The organism is Limnohabitans sp. 2KL-17 (genome assembly GCF_003063415.1).
Classification (GTDB): domain Bacteria; phylum Pseudomonadota; class Gammaproteobacteria; order Burkholderiales; family Burkholderiaceae_C; genus Limnohabitans_A.
In genome coordinates this window covers 117,635-142,172 of record NZ_NESK01000003.1, presented here as the reverse complement: position 1 = coordinate 142,172, position 24,538 = coordinate 117,635, and the positions used below count along the sequence as shown (strand labels likewise).

Genomic DNA, 24,538 nt, shown 5'->3' with positions numbered 1-24,538 from the left:
CGAGAGTGGGTCAAGCCGGATTTGCTGATCGTGGACGATTTGTTTCTGGCCAGGCGTATCACGGCGGAGGCGGCAGAGGTGTTGCAGGCCATCGTGCACCAGCGCTACAAGCTGCGCCGCGCCTTAGTAGTGACATCCAACAGGGTGGTGCAGGACTGGGGCAAATATCTGGGGGATATGACCATGGCCAGCACGATTCTTGACAGGTTGATGCACCGCTGCGTGATGCTGGAGTTTGAGGGCAAGAGCTACAGGCTCAAGGAGGCGGCGGCACGCTTGGACGTCAATCTGGAAACGTCATAATCTGGCTGCGCTGCCTGGGGGAATTTGGGGTGGCCACGGGTGGGGGAATTTGGACTGGCCATCAGGGCCTCGACTTCGCAGAGGCTAGCTCGGAATGGCAGTTCGGCGAACCCACCACCGTTCAAACCAAACTTGCTGCCTTTCGGATTCGCCATGTAGCGCAAGGGAGCATGACACAGCAGAGCATGCTGGTTGCATTGAAGGACGATGGCACCGAACAAACTTGCAGGGCCTACTTTTGGTGGTAGCGCGGTAACCCACGGTTCACAAACACGCAATGCCACGACGGTCTGGCCTGCCAGTGCCGGAAACAGATAGGGGCCGCGCATGGCTTACTTCGTGGCTGGTTTTTGCATCTGCGTCACACCGATGTACCAACTGGGAGTCAACCCCGCTAAAGCTGCCGTGCCGACTCGAATGTGGAGGCTACGGTCAGCATGTGGATAAGGGTCAACGATATAGTGCTGCGCGATTTTTCCGCCTTCTAACTCCATGACGTGATAAACCAGACACCTCCCCAACTCAAGGGATTCGTCGTAATCCACCATTACGAGCGCCACTGAAGGCAAGTCCTCGAACGAGGAACACTCTTTCCATACTGTGGCTACCAGCCCTTCTGCAGCTAACAGTTTCGCAATCAAGTCCCCCGTGATAGCGCCATGGTATGGGCCAACCCTCGGTAGCCCCATGGTCTCAGCCCTGCGCATAACCGAGTCCAGCGTCTTGCCGGAAAGAATGGCGATGGCCGCGAAAGTATCGTCGTGTCTGTCTTGCTGGGCGACCCGCTTGAATGCAGGTTGGAATGAGGTGGATGTGGTGGGGTTTGTTGCCATGAAGATGCTCCTGTGCGTAGGTTAAAAATGACGCGCACGGCAAAGCCAGCCCAGCCAATGACTGAACCCAGAATCAAAATGGGGAGTGAGATTGCTCTGCTGAACTGCAGAGGCTGAAAAGCTGTACCGCGTGCACTGCCAGCCGCTTGCCGACTACATCGGGTTTCGTCGCGGTGACTTATTCAGTATGACTCAGGCCAGCGCTAATCGGTGCGCATCAGCCAAACCGTAAAACTTTGGCAGCCTGCGCGTAGATCCAAGCGCCTACGGCAAAAGTGTCCGAAAAAAGCCTAGGCAGAAAAACAAAATGCCGTAGCGGTTTGACTCGCTACGGCACTGTGAGTTGACTTGTGAGTCGATGTCTGATAGGCTAAAAAGCTTTTTCAAATCAACGACTTACAGGAAGTCTTGGCGGAGTGGACGGGACTCGAACCCGCGACCCCCGGCGTGACAGGCCGGTATTCTAACCAACTGAACTACCACTCCTGATAGCTGTAGCTCGCGTCAGTATGCAGTTGCAAACTGACCAAGTGCCACAAAACTTGGCGACCCTACGGGGATTCGAACCCCGGTACTCACCGTGAAAGGGTGATGTCCTAGGCCTCTAGACGATAGGGTCATAACCTGGACTGATTCTGATGAATCATCTCGACACTTTGGTGGAGGTAAGCGGGATCGAACCGCTGACCTCTTGCATGCCATGCAAGCGCTCTCCCAGCTGAGCTATACCCCCCTATGGTCAACGTCAAACAGTGATGCTTTTCGTTGTGCCTCGTTGGCGTCGAGTCTTGGATTATAGACAGAAATTTATGGGTTTCTCAAACACCCCACTATTTTTTCTCTCTGGCTCAAGGCCAGCACGGCGTCGAGCGATGGGGTCTGGGCCGTGCCCATCACCAGCACCCGCACAGGCATGGCGATCTGAGGCATCTTGAGACCCGTTTCAGCCAGCGTCTCCTTGATGGCCGCAGCAATTGAGGTCTTGTCCCAGACGCACTTGGCCAGCTTGTCGGCCAAAGCCGTCAATGCAGGCTTGACCGCGTCGGTCACATGTTGTGCTTTTTCTTCTGCGTTGGGCACCACGTCCAGGTAAAAGGCCGAGATCCATTTGGCCAAGACCATCAAGGTGTCACAACGGTCTTTGAACAAGCCACAAATGCTGGCCAGCCGCTCATCTGCCACCACACCCAGTTTGTCCATAAAGGGCTGAACGTGGGCTGCCAATTGAACATCGTCCATGGCCTTGAGGTGCTGCGCATTGACCCACTTGAGCTTGGCTTCGTCGAACTGTGCAGCACTCCGCCCCAAGTGGTCCAGATTGAACCACTCCAGAAATTGGGCGCGGCTGAAAATCTCATCGTCGCCGTGGCTCCAGCCGAGGCGCGCCAGGTAGTTGACCATGGCATCGGGCAGATAGCCCTCGTCGCGGTAAACCGTCACGGCCTTGGCACCATTGCGCTTGCTCATCTTCTCGCCCTGCTCGTTCAGCACGGTGGGCAGGTGGGCGTAGATCGGCGGCTCTTTGCCCAAGGCCTTGAAGATGTTGATCTGGCGAGGTGTATTGTTCACGTGGTCATCGCCGCGGATCACATGCGTGATTGCCATGTCGATGTCGTCCACCACCACGCAGAAGTTGTACGTGGGCGTGCCGTCCGGGCGAGCAATCACCAAATCGTCCAGCTCGTCGTTGCTGATTTCGATGCGGCCTTTGACTTTATCGTCCCATGCCACCACCCCACCGATTGGATTTTTGAAGCGCAGCACAGGCTTGACGCCTTCAGGAATCGTTGGCAAGGTCTTGCCCGGCGCCGGGCGCCATGTGCCGTCGTAACGGGGCTTTTCCTTGTTGGCCATTTGGCGCTCGCGCAGAGCGTCGAGCGCTTCCATGCTCATGTAGCAAGGGTAGACGTGGCCAGCAGCTTGCAAATCGGCGAGCACCTCTTTGTAGCGGTCCATGCGCTGCATTTGGTAATAGGGACCTTCGTCGTGGTCCAGCCCCAGCCAAGCCATGCCTTCGATGATCACGTCCACAGAAGCTTGCGTGGAGCGGTCTAGATCGGTGTCTTCAATGCGCAAGATGAAGTCGCCGCCAGTGGCGCGGGCAAAGGCCCAAGGGTACAAAGCCGAGCGGATGTTACCCAGGTGAATGAAGCCGGTGGGTGATGGGGCAAAACGGGTGCGAATTTTCGTCATATCAAAGGGTATCGAGACCACGGGCCAGGTCTTTTTGAACGTCTTGCGGGTATTCCAGGCCGACCGCAACCCGGATCAGGCTTTGGCCGATGCCTGCGGCCTGGCGCTGCGCTTCGGTCAGGCGACCATGCGATGTGCTGGCGGGATGGGCCACCAGGGTTTTGGTATCGCCCAGGTTGGTGGTCAAGGGCAACATTTGCATTTGGTCCATGACATGGAAAGCACGTGCACGCGATGTTTCGGGGTTGTCGGCTTTCACATCGAATGACAGGACTGCCCCCCCCAGGCCAGACATTTGGCGCATGGCCAGATCGTGCTGGGGGTGGCTGGCCAAACCAGGGTAATGAACGCGCGCCACGGCCGGGTGCTTTTCCAGCCATTCGGCCAAAATTTGGGCACGGGCGGTCTGAGCCCGCATGCGCAGGTCCAGGGTTTCGAGACCTTTGAGCACGACCCAGGCATTGAATGGCGCGAGCGTCATGCCCCCGCTTTTCATGACCGGCAGAAACTTCTCGGTGATCATTTGCTGAGAGGCACACAATGCGCCCGCCACAACACGGCCCTGCCCATCGAGGTATTTGGTACCGGAGTGCGTGATGATGTCCGCGCCCATCGCCGCGGGTCGCTGCAAAGCCGGTGTGGCAAAGCAGTTGTCCACTGCGAACAGGGCGCCGGCGTTGTGCGCCATATCAGCCAATGCCTGAATGTCACAAACCTCGGTCAGCGGGTTGGTGGGCGTTTCGGCGAACAGCAGTTTGGTGTTGGGACGGATGGCCGCTTGCCATTCTTGCAAATCAGTCTGTGACACGAAACTGGACTCGACCCCGAACTTGGCCAGATCAGACCCGATCAGCTTGATGGTTGAGCCGAACATGGAGCGCGAACACACCACATGGTCACCTGCCTTGAGCAAGCCCAGACACATCGTCAGGATGGCCGACATGCCTGAAGCCGTGCCCATGGCGGCTTCCGTGCCTTCCAACGCGGCCAATCGCATTTCCATGCTGCTCACGGTGGGGTTGCCGTAACGGCCGTAGGTGTAACCTTCTTCATCACCTGCAAAACGGCGTGCCGCCGCTTCAGCGGTGGGTTGCACATAACCGCTGGTCAGGTACAGCGCTTCGGAATTTTCTCCGTACTGGCTTCGCTCTACAGCAGCATGCACAGCCAGAGTTTCGATGTGCAGGTTGTCAAATCGGGAAGCTTCGGTCATGGTTTGGGCTCACACGCTTGCGTTTGGCAAGGCCAAACGCGAATTATCTTCATCACCCTCCTCCGCCTGGAGTCGGGTTTCGTTCAGTCGGCTGATGTCTGCGGCAGAGATGTCACCGGTCACATACACGCCGTCAAAGCAGGATGCATCGAAATCGGACAAGGCCCCGGCAGCATTCACTCGAGCGTGGGCCACGGCTGTTTTCATGGCATCAACGTCCTGGTAGATCAGGGCATCGCAACCGATGATCTGGCGAATTTCTTCGATGCTGCGGCCATGCGCCACCAGTTCTTCTTTGGTCGGCATATCGATGCCATACACGTTGGGGTAACGCACGGGTGGTGCAGCGCTGGCCATGTAGACCTTGCGTGCGCCCGCGTCACGCGCCATCTGTACGATCTCGCGGCTGGTGGTGCCACGCACAATGGAATCGTCAACCAGCAGCACGTTGCGGCCCTTGAATTCACTCACGATGGTGTTGAGTTTTTGGCGCACGGATTTTTTACGAACAGCCTGCCCCGGCATGATGAAAGTGCGGCCCACATATCGGTTTTTTACAAAACCTTCGCGGTAAGGAATTCCCAGCAAATGGGCCAGTTGGGTGGCACTGGGGCGGCTGGACTCGGGGATCGGAATCACCACATCGATGTCGCTGGGCGGCACCGTGGAAATCACGCGTTTGGCCAGGCTCTCACCCAGGTTCAATCGGGCCTGGTAGACCGAGATGCCGTCCATGGTCGAATCAGGTCGTGCCAGGTACACGTATTCAAAAATGCAGGGACTCAGCTGGGCCTTGTCGCTGCAAGCCTCGCTGTGCAGCCGGCCTTCAAGGTCCACAAAAATGGCCTCACCCGGCGCCACATCGCGCTCGAACTGGTGGGCAGTGCCGTCCAGGGCCACCGACTCGCTGGCCAGCATGATGGTGCCATCGGCACTGCGACCCATGCACAAGGGGCGAATGCCGTGCGGGTCACGAAAAGCCACCAGGCCATGACCTGCAATGAGGGCGATCACCGCGTAAGAGCCTTTGACACGGCGGTTCACGCCGCGCACGGCCTCAAACACGTCGATTGGCTTGAGGGGCAGTCCACGCGTGGTTTTCTCAAGCTCGTGGGCCAGCACGTTGAGCAAAACTTCGGAATCACTGTCAGTATTGATATGGCGGTGATCGTTGGAAAACAGCTCAGCTTTGAGGGCGTGGGCATTGGTCAGGTTGCCGTTGTGCACCAGCACCAACCCGAATGGGGCGTTGACATAAAAAGGCTGCGCCTCATCTTCGCTGAAGGCATTGCCCGCTGTGGGATAACGCACCTGGCCCAAACCACAGTTGCCAGGCAGGCTGCGCATGTTGCGGGTGCGAAATACATCCCGAACCATGCCTTTGGCTTTGTGCATGAAAAACTTGCGATCGAGCTGCGTCACGATACCCGCCGCATCCTGACCCCGGTGTTGCAGCAGCAACAAGGCGTCATAGATCAACTGGTTAACAGGTGCACTGCTCACAATGCCGACAATTCCACACATTCTTTTTCCCGTTCAAAAATCGAACCGCCCCGAAAAATTCAGGGCAAATATTCCACAAAGGTCTGGGGCAAAAGCGGTTTCAAGCCTGTGAGGACAAGTTCCAGCCAGACCGGACCTTGGGCCGTTGACCACCAAGCTTCACGGGAAAGTCCTGTCAGCTGCAAGACCACCGTCAATGCCAACAGCAAAACCACCCCGCGCGCCAAGCCAAATGCGCCCCCCAATGTGCGGTCTACCGGCCGCAGGCCCACGGTTTCCACCAATTTCTTGATCAGCCAGGACACCAAGCCCGCCACAAACACAGTGGCCACAAAGACCGCCGCAAAAGCCACGGCGTACTGCACCGAATTGGGGGCATCCTTGATCAAGGGCAGCCAACCCACCACATCGGGGGCCAGCCACTGAGCGACCACAAAAGCCACTACCCAGCCCGCCAGCGACAAGACCTCGTAAACCAGTCCACGCCAAAGCCCCATCACCATGGATGCGAGCAATACGCCCAGCAAGATCCAATCGGTGAGGGCGATCGCCATGTCAGATCTTGAAGACAGACACAGGCAAATCAAGCTTGCGGATGCGGGCCGCTATTTTGTCTGCCTCTTCACGTGTTTCGTAGGGGCCCACGCGGATCCGCGTGGTGCTTTTGCCGTCTTTTTCCACCACCTGGGTGTATGTTTTCAGCCCAGCCTGTTCCAGTTTGCTGCGGACATCGCGGACTTTGGCTGGATCACTGAAGGCGCCCACCTGAATCACCACACGACCCGCTGTCGCCTTAGCAGACTTGCCGTCCAATAGCGCCTGGGCTTTGCCGCCGTCGTCTTTAGGTTTAGCCACCGCAGCAGGTTTTTCGGCCTTCACGGGCGGCGCTGCTTGGGGTTCCTGTTTGGCTACCGCGGCTTTGTCAGGGCTCTTTTCTGCAGCGGATGCGATTTTTTCGGTTTCAGGCTTGGGGGTCACGGCCATTGGGGCTGCAGGCAGCACCACTTCTTCGCGCTGATCAAGGCTGGCTTGCGTGGGTACGGCCCCGGACGCAGGCAGCAAGGGTTTGGCGGGCGCCTGGGCTGCAGGCACGGGCGTTGCACTGGTCAGCGGCGAGGCGCTTTGACGGTCAGGGATCACGATGGGGGTGTCGACCGCAACTGGCCGGGGCTGGGTGTCAAACAGCAGCGGAAAGCCCACCACCGCAACCAACACCAGTACCACTGAGCCCATTAACCGGTGGCGCGCGCGACGTCGGATGACTTCGAGGTTTTCGTTGGGGCCGGAAGTCAAGGCCTCGTTAGAGGCTGTTTGACCAGGAAATCGGAACTTGAAAAAGGCCATGACGTGGTGCTCACGGGCTGAGGTGTTTGGCTTGCAGACGCGGAATGCCGTCTTTCAAAACACCGCCCACGGTATAGAAGGAGCCAAAGACGACAATTCTATCAGCCGGGTCTGAAGCATTCATGGCCGCATGAAGGGCCAGCATGGGGGTGGCGTGAATGCTTGAATCGGTATCGGATCTGGTGTTTTGGGCCTGCCACATCTGCTGCAAATCAGCCGCCTTGGCGGCACGAGGCAGGGGCAAGTCAGTGAAATACCACCGGTCCACCATCGGGTTGACCCGCTGCAGCATGGGCAACAGGTCTTTGTCAGCCATGGCACCCAATACTGCGTGGGTAGTTGGGTAAAAACCCATCGCATCCAGGTTGACCGCCAAGGCGGCCACCGAATGGGGGTTGTGGGCCACATCCAGCACCAGCACAGGCTGACCCGGCACGATTTGAAAGCGCCCCGGCAACTCCACCATAGCCAGACCATTGCGCACGGCCTGGGCAGTCACTGGAATTTGCTGGCGCAAGGCCTCCAGCGCAGCCAGTACGCCCGATGCGTTGATCAGTTGGTTGGCACCACGCAAAGCCGGGTAAGCCATGCCGCTGTAGCGGCGATCTCGCCCGGCCCAGGCCCATTGTTGTTTGTCGCCAGAAAAATTGAAATCGCGGCCAAACTGCCACAACTGAGCCCCGATGGCGTTTGCATGGTCGATCACGCTTTGCGGTGGCACCGGGTCGCTCACGATCACCGGTCGCCCGGCGCGCATGATGCCCGCTTTCTCGAAACCAATGCTTTCACGGTCTTTGCCCAAAATGGCGGTGTGGTCGATGTCGATGCTCGTGATCACAGCGCAGTCGGCATCGATGATGTTGACGGCATCCAGCCGTCCGCCCAGTCCCACCTCCAAAATGGCCACGTCCAGGTTGGACCGGGCCATCAGGTGCAGGATGGCCAAGGTGCTGAATTCGAAATAGGTCAGGCTGACATCACCGCGCACCGCCTCGACGGCCGCAAACGCCTCGGCAAAAGTTTCAGCTGACGCCGACTCGCCATGCAAGCGGCAACGCTCTTCAAAATGAACCAAATGCGGCGAGGTGTAGACACCCGTGCGGTAACCGGCTTGCAGCAAAACTGCCTCCAGCATGGCGCAGGTTGAGCCCTTGCCATTGGTGCCTGCCACGGTGATGACCGGGCAGTCAAAGCGCAACGCCATGCGGTCCGCAACGGTTCTCACCCGGTCCAGCCCCATGTCAATGGCCACGGGGTGTAATTGCTCGCACCAGTCGAGCCATTCCTGTAGAGTCTTCATAGGCGGCGATTGTCACCCAGTCTTGTTCACTTCACACTTCAGCAAACCCTATGGACCCCATTGTTTACGGCATTCCCAACTGCGACACCGTCAAGAAAGCCCGAAACTGGCTGGCAGACCAAGGCTTGAACGCCACCTTCCACGACTTCAAAAAGCAAGGCGTCCCTGCTGCCGAGGTCGATGTGTGGCTGGCGGCAGTGGGCTGGGAGGCTCTGCTGAACCGCAAAGGCACGACCTGGCGCAAACTGGACCCGGCTGCACAAGCCTGCGTGGTCGACAGCGCCAGTGCCAAAAAAATCATGCTGGAACATGCCAGCACCATCAAACGCCCGGTCATTGCCTGGCCCTCGGGCCAAGTGACGGTGGGCTTCACGCCTGGGCAATGGCCCGCATGACCGCTTGTTTACAAAACTTTACCTTCGTGGCAGCGCGCAGAGGACTCTCACGGCCTAAACTCAAGTTGCGTTAACTACAAAAAACAGCGAATCCATGAAAAAATTAACAGCCCTTGTTTTGCTGGCCACTGCTGGTCTTGCGCAAGCCCAGGAAGTCGGCCAAGTGATTTCTCGCACGGCGTTTTACCAGCAAGTGGCCATGCCGCGACAAACCTGCAGCCAAGCGCCAGTGGCGGTGCAAAACCCCACAACCGGTGCGGGCGCCCTGATGGGGGCCATTGCAGGTGGCGTGATCGGCAACCAGATTGGTGGCGGCTCGGGCCGCGCACTGGCCACCATGGCCGGTGTGGTGGGCGGGGCCATCATGGGAGAAAAGGTCGAGAACCCCGGCAGCCAAGTTCAGAACCAGACCACCTGCACCACCCAAACCGTCTATGAAAACCGACTGACGGGCTACAACGTGGTCTATGAATACGCGGGCAAGCAGTACAACGTGCAATTGCCACAAGACCCCGGTCCGACCATTCAGCTGCAAGTGACCCCATTGAGCGCGCCCAGATCTGAAGCAACGGCCATCTCCAGCGTGACCATGTCAGCGGCACCAGTGACCCTGGTCACAGAATCACGCGTGGTTTATGTGCCCTCGCCTGCCTACCGCAACCACCCACCGGTCTACACCAACGTCAACCTGGGTTGGGGCTGGGGAAGCGCTTACGGTTACAGCCCCCGCTACGGGCACTGGCGCTGAAAGCCGATCCCTGGCCGGATCGGCCGTCTGGCCTAAAATATCGGGTTGATTGGCCACAAAGGGCGTCTCCAGACGCCCTTTTCCATTGACGCGGAAGTCTCCCGCCCCCTTTGAAGCACCACCCATGACCACACAAACCATCGACGGCGTTTCCGTCAATACCCAAGCCAATGTTTACTTTGACGGCAAATGCGTCAGCCACGGTCTGACCCTTGCCGACGGCACCAAGCTGTCTGTCGGCGTGATCTTGCCGGCCACATTGACCTTCAACACCGGCGCACCTGAAATCATGGAATGCGTGGGCGGCTCTTGCGAATACAAGCTGGCTGGCAGCAGCGAATGGGTCAAATCCAGTGCAGGCGAAGAATTCAGCATTCCCGGCAACTCAAAATTCGAGATCCGCGTTGCTGAAGGCGGCGAGCCTTATCACTACATCTGCCACTTCAGTTGAACCTCAGGCCGATCGGAACCCCATGAGCACCATCCTACAAAACCTGCCCAAAGGGCAAAAAGTCGGCATCGCCTTTTCTGGCGGCCTGGACACCTCCGCAGCTTTGCTGTGGATGAAGCAAAAGGGCGCCCTGCCCTACGCCTACACCGCCAACCTGGGCCAGCCTGACGAAGCTGACTACAACGAGATTCCACGCAAGGCCATGGAATACGGCGCAGAAAAAGCCCGCTTGGTCGATTGCCGTACCCAACTTGCCCACGAAGGCATTGCAGCCATCCAGTGCGGCGCGTTCCACATCTCCACCGGTGGCATCACCTACTTCAACACCACGCCCTTGGGTCGCGCCGTGACCGGCACCATGCTGGTGGCTGCGATGAAGGAAGACGACGTCAACATCTGGGGCGACGGTTCCACCTTCAAGGGCAACGACATCGAGCGCTTTTACCGCTACGGTCTGCTGACTAACCCGAGCCTCAAGATCTACAAGCCCTGGCTGGACCAGCTGTTCATCGACGAACTCGGCGGCCGCGCCGAGATGAGCGCCTTCATGACGGCCAACGGTTTTGGCTACAAGATGAGTGCCGAAAAGGCCTACAGCACCGACAGCAACATGCTGGGCGCGACCCACGAAGCCAAAGACCTGGAAAGCCTGCAAAGCGGCATGAAGATCGTCAACCCCATCATGGGCGTGGCGTTCTGGAAGCCCGAAGTGGATGTCAAGGCCGAGGAAGTGAGCGTGCGTTTTGAAGAAGGCATGCCCGTGGCCCTGAACGGCGTGGAATACGCCGACCCGGTCGAGCTGTTCCTGAAAGCCAACGAAATTGGCGGGCGCCACGGCCTAGGCATGAGCGACCAGATCGAAAACCGGATCATCGAAGCCAAGAGCCGCGGCATTTACGAAGCCCCCGGCATGGCGATGCTGCACATCGCCTATGAGCGTCTGGTGACAGGCATCCACAACGAAGACACCATTGAGCAATACCGCATCAACGGCCTGCGCCTGGGCCGCTTGTTGTACCAAGGCCGCTGGTTCGACCCGCAGTCCATCATGCTGCGCGAAACCGCCCAGCGCTGGGTGGCTCGCGCCATCACCGGGACCGTGACGCTGGAACTGCGCCGCGGCAATGACTACAGCATCCTGAACACCGAAAGCGCCAACCTGACTTACCAGCCAGAGCGACTGTCGATGGAAAAGGTGGAAGACGCCCCGTTCAGCCCGCTCGACCGCATCGGCCAGTTGACCATGCGCAACCTCGACATCACCGACACCCGCGCCAAACTGGGCATCTACGCCCACACCGGCCTGCTGTCGACCGGCGACGGCCCGCACATCTACAAGCTCGAAGGCAGCGGCAAGAAGTGATGCTTTGATGCTTCAATGGAAAACGGCCTTCGGGCCGTTTTTTTGTTGTCTGTTCGCTGTTGGGCTTGTGGGTGTTTTACGCCATGGCACTGCGGCCAGCCGGCCAGCCTCATACTCGCTTCGCTCGCCAAATCGGCCGGTCCGGCTGGCCGCAGTGCCATGGCTGCACCGAGTGCAAACCAGAGAAGGCCTTTGACCAACAATGAACGCAGCACCGAGATGGGGCCTGAGCGGATCGGCCGATTTGGCGAGCGAAGCGAGTATGAGGACGACCGTTCAGGCCCCATCCCGGCGCGGAAAAGAGCCACGAAAAACAAGCCTCAAATCACCACCGGTTCAGGCTCCAGCAAAATCCCGAAGCGCTCGTACACACTGGTCTGAATGGCTTTGGCCAGCGTCATCACCTCACCCCCGGTGCAGGGGTTCTCGCGCCCACCCCGGTTGACCAGCACCAACGCCTGCTTTTCGTAGACCCCGGCGTGGCCCACGGTTTTGCCTTTCCAGCCGCAGGCATCGATCAGCCAACCTGCCGCCAGCTTGATGGTGCCGTCGGGCATGGGGTAATGCACCACTTTCGGCTCGCGGGCAATGATGTCGGCGCACTGCTCAGTGGTGACGGTGGGGTTTTTGAAGAAACTGCCGGCGTTGCCAATCACCTTCGGGTCGGGCAATTTGGCGCGGCGGATGGCACAGACCCAGTCAAAAATCTGCCTGGCATCAGGGGTGCGAATGCCTGACTCGTCCATCTTGCGCAACAAATCCAGGTAACCCAGCTCGGGTTTCCAGCGTTTGGGCAACGCAAAACGCACCCGCAAGATGACGGCACGGCCAGCCAGGCCCAAGCCATCTGCGCCACCCGAGGCGTGCTTGAAGACAGAATCCCGGTAGCTGAAGCCGCACTGTGCAGCGTTCAGGCTGAACAACTCGCCGGTGAACATGTCCATCGCGTCCAGCGAGTCAAAGCGGTCTTGCAATTCGACCCCGTAAGCGCCGATATTTTGCACGGGCGATGCGCCCACCGTGCCCGGAATCAGGGCCATGTTTTCGAGGCCCGGGTACCCGTGGTCCAGCGTCCAGGCCACCAGCTCATGCCAGTCCACGCCTGCGCCCGCTTCGACCACCCAGTGACGGTCGGTTTCAGACGCCAAACGCATGCCCGGAACCTCCACCTTGAGCACCAGGGCTTTCACATCGCCCGTTAAAACGATGTTGCTGCCCCCGCCCAGCACCTGCCTGGGCAAAGTGGCCAGTTGCAGGTCGGCCAGCACGGCCAGCAGGTCGCCTTCGTTCCGGACACGGACCAAAACCTGTGCCTTGGCAGCGATGCCAAAGGTGTTGTAAGGCTGCAGGGGTACGTTTTTCTCCAAGTTCATGGGAGAATTGTCGCATTCTCAACCCTTGATTTGCCCCACCATGCCCTCGTTTGATACTGTTTGCGAACCCAACATGGTCGAAGTGCGCAACGCTGTCGACACCAGCGCCAAAGAAATCGGCACCCGTTTTGACTTCAAAGGCACGTCTGCCAACATTGAACTCAAGGACAAAGAGATCACGATGTACGGCGATGCCGATTTTCAGTTGACCCAGGTCGAAGACATCCTGCGCAACAAGCTGACCAAGCGCAATGTGGATGTGCGCTTTCTGGACATTGGCAAAGTCGAAAAAATCGGCGGCGACAAGGTCAAGCAGGTGATCAAGGTCAAAAATGGCATCGAGACCGAAGACGCCAAGAAAATCACCAAGCTGATCAAGGAAAGCAAGATCAAGGTGCAAGCGTCCATTCAGGGCGATGCGGTGCGCGTGACCGGTGCCAAACGCGATGAGTTGCAGGCCGTCATGGCCCTGCTGCGCAAGGACATGACCGACTTGCCCTTGAGTTTTGACAACTTCAGGGATTGATCTGGCTTGATTTCAGGCCTTGGAAATGGGCTCATCCAGGAAGCCCCCCGAGCGCAAAGTGACCACCAGGGTGTCCCGCCAGCCGCCTTGCTGCTCGGGCTGAATCGGAGTGGTTTCGTGGATCACGCGGGTGTCGTCAAGGATCAAAAGTGACCATGGCTCGGTCAAAGTAAAGCGCTGGCCATTGGGGCTGTTGATGTCAAACACGCGCGTTTCACCGCCCTTGATGCCTTGGCGGTCCAACAAAAACACAGCCACCCAGTTCACTCCGTCGCGGTGTGCGCCTTCGGGTGTGGGGCGGCCAATGCCATCGGTGGTGTCAATGCGAAACTGGTGTGCTTCGGTGAACCAGGTCTGATCGCCCTGTGCGGCACAGGCCACACGGGCCAGTCCGCACAATAATTTTTGCCAGGCATCGTGTTGCACCACCTCGGGGGCCATGGGATCAAACCATCGCTGCATGCCGCCGTGCAGCGCGTTGTACGACAGCGGCTGCCAATGCGCGCGGTGCGGCACAAACCTAACCCCCTCTGGGGTGACTTCGAAACTGGCATGCCGGCGACGACGGTAGCGCCCACCATCCTTGAGGTACTGGTCGGGAGGCAAATCGTTCCAACTGGGTTGCAGCGCTTGCAGTGCCTCGATCGAGACACCCGCCAAAGCGCAAACACTGTCCGAGCCCAGCACAGCAAAACCTTGCGCTGTCAACGTGTTGTTCAATTGTTCAAGCGGTGTCAAAGGGGGCTGCAGCGTTTGTTGGGTCATGAAAACGTCTATGAAATTTGGCAAAGAACGCAAGCATAACGCCCTGCGATGCCATGCTGCGAGGCAGGGCCATGGTGGGCAGATTTCAAAGCCCATGCTGATGTGCATCAAAGTCCAACAGGCGGCGCAGCCATAAGCTGCAGCCACCGGCACAGGAGAAATAATGAGCAGACTAAAGTGGAGCGACGCCCTGTCGCTGGACATGCCCGGCATGGACGATGGGCACAAAACCTTGGTCGCCTTGCTTGACGTGGCGCATGAGGCACCCGATTTGGCGCTGTTGGGTCACTGGCGAAACTTGGTGACACACACGGCCAGCGTTTTTGAACGTGAAGACCTGTGGATGAATGCGACCCGGTTTTCCTCCACCCACATCCACACGACGCAACACAAAGTGGTGCTGCAAGTCATGCACGAAGGCCTGAGTCCTGGTGAATCCGGCGACCTGGCGCCAGTCCGTCAAATGGCCAATGAACTGGGCCAATGGTTTGCCAACCATTCTCAATCCATGGACGCCGCACTGGCTCTGCACCTGCGCAAAACCGGCTACGACCCTGCCACTGGCGTGCTCAGCATGCCCGATGACATTTCCCTTCAGGCCTGCCCTCAGGCATAACGCTGGCTGGCCAGTTTGGCGCCTTCTACCAATGCTTTGAGCTTGGCCTCGGCCACTGCACGACTCATGGGGGCCAAGCCGCAGTTGGTGCAGGCGATCAGGCGGTGTTTGGGCACGAACTGCAAGGCACGGCCAATCGTGTCGGCGATTTCCTCGGGGGTTTCAATCACCGGGTTGGCCACGTCGATCACGCCGACCATCACGTCTTTACCCTCGAGCAGCTTCATCATCTCCATGGGCACATGCGAGTGCATGCACTCCAGGCTGACTTGCTGGATGCTGCTCTTGGCCAGGGCTGGAAACACTTTTTCATACTGGCGCCACTCCTCGCCCAGAGTCTCTTTCCATTTGTTGTTGGCTTCGATGCCGTAGCCGTAGCAAATGTGGACCGCCGTGGTGCAAGTCAGGCCCCGCGCGGCAATTTCAAGCGCCTTGACGCCCCAATCTGCGGCTTCGTCCATGTAGACGTTGAAGGCCGGCTCGTCAAACTGGATGATGTCCACGCCGTCGGCTTGCAGCGCCAGCGCTTCTTGATTCAGGAGCTCGGCAAAGGCCATGGCCATCTTGACCTTGTCACCGTAAAAACGGTCGGCCACGGTGTCCACAATGGTCATCGGGCCAGGCAAGGTGAATTTGAGTTTCTTTTTGGTGTGGGCACGGGCCAACTGAGCTTCGAAGGCGTGCACACGGCCTTTAAGGCGCAGCGGCGCAATCACCTGGGGCACCTGGGCGTCGTAACGGTTGTTGCGGATGCCCATGGTGACCTTGTTGACAAAGTCGATGCCCTCCACTTGCTCGACGAAGCCGTGCACAAAGTGCTGACGTGCCTGCTCGCCATCGCCAATCACGTCCAAGCCCGCATCTTCCTGCGCCTTGATCCACAGCAGCGTGGCATCTGCCTTGGCTTGTTGCAACTCAGGTCCCTGGGTTTTCCACTGAGGCCAGAGTTTTTCGGTTTCGGCCAGCCAGGCGGGTTTGGGCAAGCTGCCAGCGATCGCAGTGGTAAACATGAAGTAGTCCTTGGTTGGAAAATAAATGCTCAGGAGTTTGCCGCAAGTGCAAACTCCTGGGCCAGCAATTCATAAGATCGGCTTTGGGCAGCCGGGTCATGCGTCCAGGTGATGACCACCAGTTCATCGACCTCCAGGCGTGCTGCCAGTTGGCGCAGCTTGGCACCAACAGTGGCAGCAGAACCGATCAGGGCCGAGTCGCGCAGCCGCTCCAGCGCAAACTGCTCGGCAGGGCTGTAGTCGCGCACCGCCTCTTCTGGCGGCAGCAGAGACCCGATGCGACCCAGGTTGCGGTCCATTTTCCAGCGGGCACGGCTTTCAAACAGGTGCAAAGCTTCTTCATCGGTGTCGGCAGCCAAGGCCCAGACGCACAAGGCGGCTTTGGGCTTTGGCAAAACGGCACTTGGGCGAAAAGTCTCCCTGTAAATCTGCATGGCTTCATCTGCGCCCTGCCCGTCGGTGATGAAATAGGCAAAGGCGTACGGCAGGCCCAGGTGTGCGGCCAACTGGGCGCCATAGTCCGAGCTGCCCAACATCCACACGGTGGGCGCCGTCTCCGACAACGGATAGGCGTACACGTTGTGCCCCGGGTGCCCTGCGGGCAGGTTGTGCCCACTGACCCAGGCCTGTAATTCTATGACCTGCTGGGGAAAGCGTTCGGACGCACTGCGGTCGGGGTTGAGCAGTTGCGCGGTGCGCCCATCGCTGCCTGGCGCTCGGCCCACACCCAAATCAATTCGCCCGGGGGCCAGGGCATCCAGCACGCGGAACTGCTCGGCCACTTTGAGGGGTGCGTAGTGAGGCAACATCACGCCGGCACTGCCCAGCCGAATGCGTTGGGTTCGGGCGGCGATCGCGGCCATCAAAACCTCGGGGGCCGAGCCCACAATGCTTGGGTGGCTGTGGTGTTCGCTCACCCAGAAACGGTCGTAGCCCCAGGCTTCGGCCTTTTCAGCCAGCGCCAGCGTCTGGCGGATCGTGGCATCCTGCCCACGCCCTGCTGCAGCGGCGGATTGGTCAAGAATCGACAGTCTCAGGTTCATGGGGTCAGGCTCAGGGGTTGGCAGCCGTTGGGGCTTGTGTATCCGTGGCAGCCATTTCGGCCTCTTGCAACGCCCGCCACATGACTTTGCCGCTGCCGCTCTTGGGCAAGGCATCGACAAAACTCAAGGCACGGGGCATTTTGTAAACAGCCATGTTCTCACGGCACCAGTCGATGATGTCTTGCGCAGTCACTTTGTCCTTGTGGTCTTGCCGCAAAACCACCACCGCCTTGACCGACTCACCGCGGTAAGCATCGCGCGTGGCAATGATGCAAGCTTCCTGAATGGCCGGGTGCCGGAACATCAGGGCCTCGACTTCTGCCGGCCAGACCTTGAACCCACTGGCGTTGATCATGCGTTTGAGGCGGTCGGTCATGAAGAAATACCCCTCTTCATCCACCCGGCCCATGTCGCCCGAACGGAAAAACCGCAAGCCATCGCGCTCAAAGAAGGCGGCTTCAGTGGCCTCGGGGCGCTTCCAGTAACCCTTGAACACTTGTGGCCCGCTGATCACGATCTCACCCGACTCGCCCATCGGCAATTCAGCCAGGGTTTCGGGGTCCACGATGCGCGACGCCACACTCATGAACGGGATGCCCAGGCACTGCTTCTTGGGGGCATCGGGTGGGTTGGTGTGTGAAGGCGCCGCCGTTTCGGTGAGGCCATAACCTTCGATATAGCGAAGCCCGAATTGGTCCAACAAACGCTGGGCCACGGCCTCGGGCATGGCCGCACCGCCGCCGCCAATGTAGACCAGGCTGGTCAGGTCGTAGCGGTCCATGTGTGGGCTGCCAAGCAAATCGATGACCATGGTCGGAATGTTGGTCCAGTGCGTCACGCGCCATTTGGATATCAGGTGCCCCGCCACATCCCGGTCCCAGCGCGGCATGATCACCAGACTGGCCCCCAGCAAAATACTGGTGTGCATCACGCTCACCATGCCCGTGATGTGGAACATGGGCACCACGCACAGCGTCACGTTTTCGGGCGTGCCGTTGCCCCACAAACCACTGGCCATGGCGTTGTGCATGATGGTGCCGTGCGTGTGCATGCAGCCTTTGGGCAAGCCCGTGGTGCCGCTGGTGTAAGGCAACACCGCCAGATCGTCGGTTTGGGCTTGGGGCGCAGGCAAAGGCATGGCGGGCTGAGCCATCAGGTCACGCCAGGCATGGACCTCGCCCGATGCAAGTGCAGGCAACTCGCGCACCGGCAACAGCCAGGGCCGCCAGGCATCGGGCAAATCCTCGGGGCCCACGGCATCGGGATCAAACACATCGGTGAACTGAGTCACCAGCAGATGTTTCAGGCGCTGATCGGCAGGCAAGGCTTCACTGGCTTGCGCCAGATCAGGCGCCAGGTCGGCTGTGGTCACAGCCACCCGCGTGTCCGGATCGGTGATGTAGTGCTTCAATTCCCCTGCCCGGTTCATCGGGTTGACCGGCACCACCACCGCGTCGATGCGCAATATCGCAAAGTGCGTGATCACCAACTGCGGGCAATTTTGCATGTCCAGCACCACACGATCGCCGGGCTGCACCCCCAAACGTGACAGTTGCCCCGCCAGCTGCTCGGCACTGGACATCAGATCTCGGTAAGTCCATACCCGGCCCATGAACACCAGAGCAACTTTGTCGGGGTGACGCATGGCGCTGATGGCCAAATTCATCCAAAGCGAAGTGACCGGGGGGGAGATTTTGGCGGGCAGGCGCGCAGGCCAAACAGCAGCATGTGCGGGCATCAGCAGTCTCCTGTAATAAGGGTTGTGATGCATGTTAATCGCCCAAGGCCTTGGGGCCTGCCGTGGCTTTGTCGCAGAGGGGACCAATCCGCAGCGTCCGCATAGAGCGGTCAATTTGACAAAACTCCCATGAATAAAACAATATTTATAAGAATATTGTCTTTTAAAACAATTATTAACAAATTTTCAAGTTGCAAATGCATGAATTTTTATACTTTTGTCACTAAAATAACTCACCATGCAAACAAATACCACACTTGACACCCCGGAAGACTACTGCGGCACCACTTATGCAGCCAAGCTGCTGGGTCTGTCGGTCGGCACCATCCAGACTTTGGTCGAAAAAAATGAGCTGCAAGCCTGGAAGACGCAAGGTGGCCATCGCAGGATTTCGATGCCCTCGATCCGCGAATACCAACGCAAACACAACATGCTGACCATTCAAAACACACCTGGCGACAACAGGCTTCGGGTTTTGCTGGTCGAAGACGATGCAGTCACACGCGAGATGTTGCGCGGGTATTGCAACCGATCGGTCATGCCTGTCGACTGCACGGCCATGTCATCCGGGCTGGAAGCACTGATTGATATTTCAAGCATCAAACCGGATGTTTTGATCACCGATCTGGACATGCCGGGTGTGGACGGCTTCGCGTTGTTGCGCACCTTGCGTCAAAATCCACAGTTCAACCGCATGACCACCTTGGTGTTGACCGCCTTGTCGCCTGACGACATTGAAAGCCGGGGCGGCCTGCCAGAAGGCACCATCTTCATGGCCAAGCCCATCAACATGGATTGGTTCAACGGGTTTTTCACGGCCTTCCTGGCAGGCCGGTACATTGAACTGCATGCACAAGATCGCCACAAACCATCCACGGAAATGGTCTGAGCCTTGGCTTGATCATCAGGCCGTAGCGGTTGGCCAGAAAAGGCGATCCCAGCATGCCTGGCTTTGTACGAACCGCCGAAGTCACTGGCGTTAAAAAAAAGCCACTGACCGAAATCAGTGGCTTTTCCATTGCTGGTAGGGCGTGACAGACTTGAACTGTCGACCAAAGGATTCTGGTTAGTGTAGCTTTCACTACTCCCTGGACTATGCCTTCACCATGGCTTGCGCTTTAGGTGGACGCCGTCTAGTCTCTACACGTTCAAAGTGCTTTCACACTGAGCTTCGCTCGGCATTGCCGTATGTGTTGCCACACTTAGGTTTCACCGAATTTGACGTCATTCACACGGGGCGTTTCCGGCCTCGGTGCACAATTTTCATGAGTCCTCTGCTCTAACCAACTGAGCTAACGCCCCATCCAAAGCATTGTAGTGCCCAAAGGGCAGGCCTCATTTATTTGGACTGACTCAAGGCGTTGCTGACCAGGCGCGAAGTGATGTTGACGATCTGGATCATCCGGTCATAGGGCATCCGGGTCGGGCCAATCACGCCCAAAGTGCCCACAATCTGTCCATCCACCTCATACGGCGAGCTAACGACCGACAGGTCCTGCATGGGCACGATTTGGCTTTCACCACCAATGTAGATGCGCACACCTTCGGCCTGACTGGAGACATCCAGCAGGCGCATGAGTTGCGTTTTTTGCTCGAACAGATCAAAGGCTCTGCGCAGGTGGCCCATGTCACTTGAAAAATCGCTCACCGAAAGCAGGTTGCGCTCGCCCGCAATGACCACCTCATTCTGGTCTTCGGCTAGGGCTTCGCTGCTGACCTGGACAGCGGCTTGCATGAGTGTGGCGATTTCGCTTTGCAAACTGAGCAGCTCTTGTTGCACCCGGCTACGCACCTGCTCGATGGCCATGCCTGCGTAATGGGTGTTGAGGAAATTGGAGGTCTCGATCAGCTGGCTTTGCGAGTAATCGGTTTCGGTAAAGAGAATGCGGTTTTGTACATCGCCTTCGGGCGACACGATGATCACCAGCAGGCGACGTTCAGACAGACGCAGGAACTCGATGTGCCGAAAGACAGAAGGCCGGCGCGGCGTCATGACCACGCCCACAAAATGCGACAAGTTGGACAGCAGATTGGCCGCACTGGCAATCACTTTTTGGGGTTGATCGGGCGTAAGCGCTGGGGTCTCCAAACCATCGCGCTGCGCTGTGAGCATGGTGTCCACAAACAGACGATACCCCCGGCTTGTCGGAATGCGCCCGGCCGAGGTGTGCGGGCTGGCGATCAAGCCCAAGTCTTCCAGATCGGACATCACATTGCGGATGGTTGCGGGCGACAAATCCAGACCCGAGGCTTTGGAAAGCGTGCGCGAACCCACAGGTTGGCCGTCCGCAATGTAGCGTTCAACCAGGGCTTTCAGCAATAACTTGGCACGATCATCTAACATCCTGTCATTTTAATGATGTAATTTGCCGATGAGATCCAGATTCCGTCACGTCGCGCTGTTTGGCAAATACCACGCCAGCACCCAAGGGGGGGCTTTTGAAGGCTCTCGCCTGGTTCTGGACGATGTGGCCCAGTTTTTGACCCGGCAGGGCTGCGAGGTCGTTCTGGACAAGGAAACCGCTTTGCACACGGGCCTTGCCCATTACCCCACGCTGGACATGGGCAGCATCGGCAAAGAATGCGATTTGGGCTTGGTCATCGGGGGCGACGGCACCATGCTGGGCATTGGTCGACAAATGGCCCAATACGCTTTGCCGCTGATCGGCATCAACCAGGGTCGGCTGGGGTTTATTACCGACATTCCCATTCAAAGTTACCAAGATGTGCTTTTGCCCATGCTGCAGGGCAATTACCAGACTGAAGACCGCAGCTTGCTGCAAGGGCATGTCATACGCGACCAACGCAGCGTGTTCACCGCCCTGGCCATGAACGACGTGGTTGTCAACAGGGGCGGCACCTCGGGCATGGTCGAATTGCGGGTTGAAGTCGATGGCCGATTTGTGGCCACCCAACGCGCTGACGGACTGATCATCGCCACACCCACGGGTTCAACGGCTTACGCCCTTTCGGTCGGCGGCCCACTGATGCACCCCTCGATTGGCGGCTGGGTCATGGCGCCAATTGCACCGCACACCTTGTCAAACCGCCCGATCGTGCTGCCTGAGTCTTCGGAAATCAGCATAGAGATCGTGGCTGGACGCTATGTCAGCGCCAATTTCGACATGCAATCGTTGGCTGACCTGACACTCGGAGACCGCATTGTGGTGCAACGTTCAGAGCACAAGGTGCGGTTTTTGCATCCTGCTGGGTGGAATTATTTTGACACTTTGCGCAAAAAAATGCACTGGAATGAGGGTGTTTAAGCTGTGGCTCTGACGCACATCACCCTGCGCGACTTTGTGATCGTGCACGAGCTCGCGCTGGATCTGGCGGGCGGTTTCAGCGTGCTGACCGGCGAAACCGGCGCCGGTAAATCCATCCTGATCGACGCCCTGCAACTGGCCCTAGGTGCCCGAGCTGACGCAGGGTTTGTGCGTGAAGGCGCAAGCCGCTGTGAGATTTGCGCCGAATTCGAACCTACGCCCGCCATCCAGGCCTGGCTGGAGGACGCGGGCTTTCAAACCAGCGCTGAATTGCTTTTGCGCCGAACCGTGGACACTTCAGGCAAAAGCCGCGCCTGGGTCAATGGTAGTCCGGCCACGGCCACGCAGCTGCGCGAACTGGGCGAACAGCTGCTGGACATTCATGGCCAGCACGCCTGGCAAAGTCTGACTCGCCCTGACGCTGTGCGCGGGCTGCTCGATGCCTATGCGGGCATCGACATCCGGCCACTCAAAGCCGCCTGGCAAAGCTGGCGCCAAGCGCAACAAACACTCGCCGACGCGCGACAAGCGCAAAGCACCCTGACCATCGAACGTGAGCGTTTGGCCTGGCAAATTGGCGAGCTTGAAAAACTCAACCCGGCGGTCAATGAATGGCAAGACCTGAGCACACAGCACAGCCGTCTGGCCAACGCGCAAGCCTTGATAGAAGGTGCTAACCAGACCACTGTCATGCTGGAAGGCGAAGAGGCAACAGGCGCTTTGAGCCAGTTGTCCAAGGCCATTCAAACACTGCAGTCCCTGGGCCACTTTGAGCCCGAGTTCAATGCATTGGCCGATGTGCTGACGTCTGCCCAAGCCCAAGCCGAAGATGTGGCCCACAGCCTGAACGCTTATTTGCGTAAAACCGATCTGGACCCCGCTCATCTGGCCCAACTCGACGAGCGCATGGGTATGTGGCTGTCGCTGGCCCGCCGCTACAAAAAAACACCCGACGAATTGCCCCAAGCCCTTCAAAACTGGCGCAAAGACCTGGCCCAGCTCGATGCAGCTGCAGACTTGGACAGCCTGCAAAAAGCAGCGCAAGCTGCACAAACGGCCTGCGAGCAAGCGGCCAAATCAGTTTCAAGCCAGCGCCAACAGGCCGCCAAACCATTGGCCCAAGCCGTCAGCAGCGCCATGCAACAACTGGGCATGCAAGGCGGTCGTTTTGAAGTTCAACTGCAAACCCTCGACTTGCCTGCCCAGCATGGCCTGGAAGAAGTCAGCTTTCTGGTCGCCGGTCATGAAGGCAGCACCCCACGGCCCGTTGGAAAAGTGGCTTCGGGGGGCGAGTTGTCACGCATTGCACTGGCCATCGCCGTGACCACCAGCGAACTCGGCGAAGCCGGCACCCTGATTTTTGACGAGGTCGACTCAGGTGTTGGCGGTGCCGTGGCCGAAACCGTGGGTCGCCTGATGAAACAGCTGGGCTTGCACCGCCAAGTGCTGGCAGTCACCCACTTGCCCCAAGTAGCCGCTTGTGCCGACCAACACCTGCTGGTCAGCAAAGCCGCTGTCCATGGTCAAGTCAACAGCCAAGTGCGTGCCGTTGCAGGCGAAGAACGCGTCAGCGAAATCGCCCGCATGTTGGGTGGCGAAAAACTCTCTGCCACCACCTTGGCCCACGCACGCGAAATGCTGGGCGATGCCCCCTTGAAACCCAGCGGTCGCAAAGCGCCACAACACTGAGCATGGACATCATTCTGATCACCGGCATGTCCGGCTCTGGCAAATCGGTCGCACTGCACGCGCTTGAAGACGCCGGCTACTACTGCGTTGACAACTTGCCCCCCGAGTTGCTGATTCCCTTTGTCAAACTCGAAGAAAAGCACAAAGAACAACGCCTGGCCATTGCCATCGACGTGCGCAGCGCCAACTCATTGCACCTGATGCCCGAGCAAATGGCCCTGCTGCGCGAGATGGGCATGTCCGTGAAGTCGGTTTTCCTGGACGCCTCCTCAGAAACTTTGCAGCGCCGGTACTCAGAAACTCGCCGTAAACACCCGCTGTCGGGCAGCGCCAAGCCCCAAGGGGACAAGGCCCTGCTCGAGACCATTCAGTTCGAGCGCGAACTGTTGTCGGATTTGCGCGACCGTGCACACGTCATCGACACCAGTTTGCTGCGCTCAGCCCAACTGCAAACCTATGTCAAAACCCTAGTCAGCGCCCCTTTGGCCCAACTGACGCTGGTGTTTGAATCTTTTGCTTTCAAGCGGGGCATACCCACCGATGCCGACTACGTGTTTGACATCCGGATGCTGCCCAACCCGCACTATGAAAGTGCCTTGAAACCCTTGACTGGGCGCGATGTGCCCGTGCAGAACTACCTTCGCCAGTCAGAAGAGTTCGTGCAAATGCAATTGCAGATCGAGGGATTCCTCAAGCAATGGATTCCTGCCATTGAGCGCGACCACCGCAGCTATGTGACTGTGGCGATCGGTTGCACGGGGGGGCAACACCGCTCGGTTTTCATGGTCGAGCAACTGGCGCACAGTTTTGGCACACGCTGGCTCACACTCAAGCGGCACCGCGAACTTGACGCGATCTGAGCGACA

General features: G+C 58.5%; 24 protein-coding genes and 3 tRNA genes. 11 read left to right on the top strand and 16 right to left on the bottom strand.

The genetic code is table 11. The annotated features are described in order from the left end of the window. A partial coding sequence (locus B9Z45_RS02530; protein WP_146180865.1) for an ATP-binding protein occupies positions 1-303 on the top strand: 303 nt, incomplete at its 5' end. 332 nt (positions 304-635) lie between these two features. On the opposite strand, the gene B9Z45_RS02520 is transcribed toward B9Z45_RS02530, so the two are convergent. The 10 genes from B9Z45_RS02520 to folC form a co-directional block, all read right to left on the bottom strand. Continuing rightward, positions 636-1,136, bottom strand: a complete 501-nt coding sequence (locus B9Z45_RS02520) for a hypothetical protein (protein ID WP_108405654.1) — start codon at positions 1,134-1,136, stop codon at positions 636-638. A gap of 409 nt (positions 1,137-1,545) precedes the next feature. After that, positions 1,546-1,622, bottom strand: a tRNA-Asp gene (locus B9Z45_RS02515). A gap of 57 nt (positions 1,623-1,679) precedes the next feature. Further along, positions 1,680-1,755, bottom strand: a tRNA-Glu gene (locus tag B9Z45_RS02510). Positions 1,756-1,793: 38 nt separating this feature from the next. Next, positions 1,794-1,869 (bottom strand) — tRNA-Ala (locus B9Z45_RS02505). A 74-nt stretch (positions 1,870-1,943) separates the two neighbouring features. Further along, positions 1,944-3,329, bottom strand: a complete 1,386-nt coding sequence (gene gltX / locus B9Z45_RS02500; protein WP_108405653.1) for a glutamate--tRNA ligase — start codon at positions 3,327-3,329, stop codon at positions 1,944-1,946. Between the two features lies 1 nt (position 3,330). Continuing rightward, complete coding sequence (locus B9Z45_RS02495; protein ID WP_108405652.1) at positions 3,331-4,542, bottom strand: O-succinylhomoserine sulfhydrylase; 1,212 nt, start codon at positions 4,540-4,542, stop codon at positions 3,331-3,333. Positions 4,543-4,551: 9 nt separating this feature from the next. Beyond that, positions 4,552-6,066, bottom strand: coding sequence for an amidophosphoribosyltransferase (purF, locus tag B9Z45_RS02490; protein WP_108405651.1), 1,515 nt, complete (start codon positions 6,064-6,066; stop codon positions 4,552-4,554). A gap of 38 nt (positions 6,067-6,104) precedes the next feature. Beyond that, on the bottom strand, positions 6,105-6,599 hold the full coding sequence (locus tag B9Z45_RS02485; RefSeq protein ID WP_199221822.1) for a CvpA family protein: 495 nt from the start codon (positions 6,597-6,599) through the stop codon (positions 6,105-6,107). Between the two features lies 1 nt (position 6,600). Continuing rightward, the gene (locus B9Z45_RS02480; protein ID WP_108405650.1) at positions 6,601-7,389 is read right to left on the bottom strand and encodes an SPOR domain-containing protein; all 789 of its coding nucleotides are present in this window, start codon (positions 7,387-7,389) and stop codon (positions 6,601-6,603) included. Between the two features lie 10 nt (positions 7,390-7,399). Further along, on the bottom strand, positions 7,400-8,689 hold the full coding sequence (folC, locus tag B9Z45_RS02475) for a bifunctional tetrahydrofolate synthase/dihydrofolate synthase (RefSeq protein ID WP_108405649.1): 1,290 nt from the start codon (positions 8,687-8,689) through the stop codon (positions 7,400-7,402). 50 nt (positions 8,690-8,739) lie between these two features. On the opposite strand from folC, the gene B9Z45_RS02470 reads away from it, so the two are divergent. The 4 genes from B9Z45_RS02470 to argG all read left to right on the top strand — a co-directional run bounded on the left by B9Z45_RS02470 (position 8,740) and on the right by argG (position 11,646). Continuing rightward, positions 8,740-9,084 (top strand): arsenate reductase, encoded by a 345-nt coding sequence (locus B9Z45_RS02470; RefSeq protein ID WP_108405648.1) that lies wholly within the window; start codon positions 8,740-8,742, stop codon positions 9,082-9,084. Between the two features lie 94 nt (positions 9,085-9,178). After that, positions 9,179-9,832: a glycine zipper 2TM domain-containing protein gene (locus B9Z45_RS02465; protein WP_108405647.1), complete on the top strand. Its 654-nt coding sequence runs from the start codon at positions 9,179-9,181 to the stop codon at positions 9,830-9,832. A 124-nt stretch (positions 9,833-9,956) separates the two neighbouring features. After that, positions 9,957-10,283: a pyrimidine/purine nucleoside phosphorylase gene (locus B9Z45_RS02460; RefSeq protein WP_108405646.1), complete on the top strand. Its 327-nt coding sequence runs from the start codon at positions 9,957-9,959 to the stop codon at positions 10,281-10,283. Positions 10,284-10,305: 22 nt separating this feature from the next. Beyond that, positions 10,306-11,646: an argininosuccinate synthase gene (argG, locus tag B9Z45_RS02455; protein ID WP_108405645.1), complete on the top strand. Its 1,341-nt coding sequence runs from the start codon at positions 10,306-10,308 to the stop codon at positions 11,644-11,646. Positions 11,647-11,966: 320 nt separating this feature from the next. On the opposite strand, the gene murB is transcribed toward argG, so the two are convergent. Next, entirely contained in the window at positions 11,967-13,019 is a 1,053-nt protein-coding gene (gene murB / locus B9Z45_RS02450) for a UDP-N-acetylmuramate dehydrogenase (RefSeq protein ID WP_108405644.1), read from the bottom strand. Positions 13,020-13,059: 40 nt separating this feature from the next. Between murB and B9Z45_RS02445 the strand changes: the two genes are divergently transcribed. Further along, positions 13,060-13,545 (top strand): YajQ family cyclic di-GMP-binding protein, encoded by a 486-nt coding sequence (locus B9Z45_RS02445; protein WP_108405669.1) that lies wholly within the window; start codon positions 13,060-13,062, stop codon positions 13,543-13,545. Between the two features lie 12 nt (positions 13,546-13,557). Here the strand turns inward: B9Z45_RS02445 and B9Z45_RS02440 are convergent, their stop codons facing one another. Further along, positions 13,558-14,310: a 2OG-Fe dioxygenase family protein gene (locus B9Z45_RS02440; protein WP_108405643.1), complete on the bottom strand. Its 753-nt coding sequence runs from the start codon at positions 14,308-14,310 to the stop codon at positions 13,558-13,560. A gap of 163 nt (positions 14,311-14,473) precedes the next feature. On the opposite strand from B9Z45_RS02440, the gene B9Z45_RS02435 reads away from it, so the two are divergent. After that, positions 14,474-14,926 carry a hemerythrin gene (locus B9Z45_RS02435; protein ID WP_146180864.1) on the top strand — a complete coding sequence of 151 codons (453 nt, stop codon included), beginning with the start codon at positions 14,474-14,476 and terminating at the stop codon, positions 14,924-14,926. On the opposite strand, the gene B9Z45_RS02430 is transcribed toward B9Z45_RS02435, so the two are convergent. The 3 genes from B9Z45_RS02430 to B9Z45_RS02420 are packed head-to-tail and all read right to left on the bottom strand — an operon-like array spanning position 14,917 to position 18,717. After that, positions 14,917-15,936, bottom strand: a complete 1,020-nt coding sequence (locus B9Z45_RS02430; protein WP_108405641.1) for a methionine synthase — start codon at positions 15,934-15,936, stop codon at positions 14,917-14,919. The two genes, B9Z45_RS02435 and B9Z45_RS02430, sit on opposite strands and share 10 nt — an antisense overlap. Before the next feature lie 29 nt (positions 15,937-15,965). Further along, a complete protein-coding gene (locus B9Z45_RS02425; protein ID WP_199221821.1) occupies positions 15,966-16,979 on the bottom strand; it encodes an LLM class flavin-dependent oxidoreductase in 1,014 nt (337 codons plus the stop codon). A 10-nt stretch (positions 16,980-16,989) separates the two neighbouring features. Then, positions 16,990-18,717, bottom strand: a complete 1,728-nt coding sequence (locus B9Z45_RS02420) for a long-chain fatty acid--CoA ligase (protein WP_108405640.1) — start codon at positions 18,715-18,717, stop codon at positions 16,990-16,992. A gap of 238 nt (positions 18,718-18,955) precedes the next feature. Here B9Z45_RS02420 and B9Z45_RS02415 point away from each other — a divergent pair, with 238 nt between their 5' ends. Beyond that, entirely contained in the window at positions 18,956-19,606 is a 651-nt protein-coding gene (locus tag B9Z45_RS02415; RefSeq protein ID WP_108405639.1) for a response regulator, read from the top strand. Between the two features lie 450 nt (positions 19,607-20,056). Here the strand turns inward: B9Z45_RS02415 and hrcA are convergent, their stop codons facing one another. Further along, positions 20,057-21,061 (bottom strand): heat-inducible transcriptional repressor HrcA, encoded by a 1,005-nt coding sequence (gene hrcA, locus B9Z45_RS02410; RefSeq protein ID WP_108405638.1) that lies wholly within the window; start codon positions 21,059-21,061, stop codon positions 20,057-20,059. Between the two features lie 28 nt (positions 21,062-21,089). Here hrcA and B9Z45_RS02405 point away from each other — a divergent pair, with 28 nt between their 5' ends. The 3 genes from B9Z45_RS02405 to rapZ are packed head-to-tail and all read left to right on the top strand — an operon-like array spanning position 21,090 to position 24,532. Continuing rightward, complete coding sequence (locus tag B9Z45_RS02405) at positions 21,090-21,983, top strand: NAD kinase (RefSeq protein WP_108405637.1); 894 nt, start codon at positions 21,090-21,092, stop codon at positions 21,981-21,983. A gap of 3 nt (positions 21,984-21,986) precedes the next feature. Then, on the top strand, positions 21,987-23,672 hold the full coding sequence (gene recN / locus B9Z45_RS02400) for a DNA repair protein RecN (RefSeq protein ID WP_108405636.1): 1,686 nt from the start codon (positions 21,987-21,989) through the stop codon (positions 23,670-23,672). Continuing rightward, complete coding sequence (gene rapZ, locus B9Z45_RS02395; RefSeq protein WP_108405667.1) at positions 23,669-24,532, top strand: RNase adapter RapZ; 864 nt, start codon at positions 23,669-23,671, stop codon at positions 24,530-24,532. Before recN ends, rapZ begins: the two co-directional genes overlap by 4 nt. The last annotated feature ends 6 nt before the right edge of the window (positions 24,533-24,538 follow it).